The 1,356-nt window shown below is 38.9% G+C and carries 2 protein-coding genes; both read left to right on the top strand.

All coding sequences use genetic code 11. The features are described from left to right. A partial coding sequence (locus tag AC1DVJ_RS30975) for an HNH endonuclease (RefSeq protein WP_477596771.1) occupies positions 1–316 on the top strand: 316 nt, incomplete at its 5' end. Between the two features lie 267 nt (positions 317–583). After that, a complete protein-coding gene (locus AC1DVJ_RS30970; protein WP_477596769.1) occupies positions 584–1,009 on the top strand; it encodes a hypothetical protein in 426 nt (141 codons plus the stop codon). The last annotated feature ends 347 nt before the right edge of the window (positions 1,010–1,356 follow it).

Raw genomic sequence — 1,356 nt, 5'->3', positions numbered from 1 at the left:
GTTTTATCGTCGTCACATTATGCGTGAGCGTAATGCTGTAGTCATAAAGAAGGCAAAAGAAAGTTTTATTAAAAAGCATGGCAGATTATTTTGTGAAGTTTGTATGGTTGATTTTACGAAGATATACGGTGAACGCGGCGAAGGCTATATTGAAGGCCATCATACGAAACTTGTTTCTCAAATGAAAGATGGAGACAAAACAAAAGTAACGGACATTGCCATGTTGTGTAGTAATTGTCACCGTATGATTCACAGGAAACCAATAGTCTCAGTCGAAGAGTTGGCTTTAGTAGTTAGAAAAATGAAGATGAAGTGACGATGAGGGGTATTTAAGAAAATGACAGTATCATTTCATAAGAGAGAATCTGAGTATGGCTGAAGGTGAATTCAAAAGGATTTGTGTTTAATTACTTTGGCACCGCAGAAATGAATAAACTGCATCATGCGAGCTGCTGACCACATATCGTTATAATTTTTTGGTGGACTGCGAATTAGCCATGAAAAAGGTAATTTAGGATTTCGGCGTAGGAGTAAGTAATTCCATGGGTCTTGGCATGGTTTCTCCAACGAAAGGTAGGGCACTATGATTGAGGAATCCATACATATCACAGAAAACCATTGGTACAATCGCAGTATCGCTCACCTCTACGACTGTATCCAGCAGACGAAAGAAATGTATTTCATTGACGATGAGTTACTTTCGGCGGAGTTGCTTCCAGATCGTTTGTTGTATTCATTCGACAACGAAACGCAAAGAGAACACATTTTACACCATATGCAAGAAATAGTTGCGCGGAAAATCAATGACCTGCTCATCCGTCCTTCTGCGCATCGCATTGAGGGTGTTACCTATCTGCCAAATGGCATCGCAGATCCGAAACAAAAAATAGTGACATGGAATGAGAAGGGTGAGCAGAAAGAAAAAGTGCTATTCATTCACCCGTCATGTTGTTTGCTTCACGTGTATCACCTAGTTAGATATTTACAGCTAAGTCGTTTTGATGCATAACTCTTACCTCCTGCAAATGAATGCTATTTTGAAACTAAAAAGTAATAAACCGCCGTAGGCTCACAAGCTCAGCGGTTTTTTTGCGATGTTGGAAAGATTTATTTTCGTAAAAAATTTTTAGATGCAGAGTTTGCCCCGCAAATGGCCGAAGGTACGCTCAGCAGCAGAGTATTATATAATTAAGCCTCTTAATCTGTTTTCTTCCAATTTGATCTTGAAAATATCTTGTTTACAATTTTAAAACTTGGCCMCCTCAAGCGACCGGAAATCTTAAGGTCCAAGAACTTATTATTTGGCGAAAGTCTTCCTCAAATGAAAGGGAATAGTAATTGGAACGATATTACAAG

Source organism: Paenibacillus sp. P4_A9, from assembly GCF_056402415.1.
This window is presented reverse-complemented; position numbering and strand designations above follow the sequence as displayed.

Coding starts and splice junctions, on each gene's coding strand:
- AC1DVJ_RS30970 (WP_477596769.1), top strand. CDS start 584: ATGATTGAGGAATCCATACATATCACAGAAAACCATTGGTACAATCGC.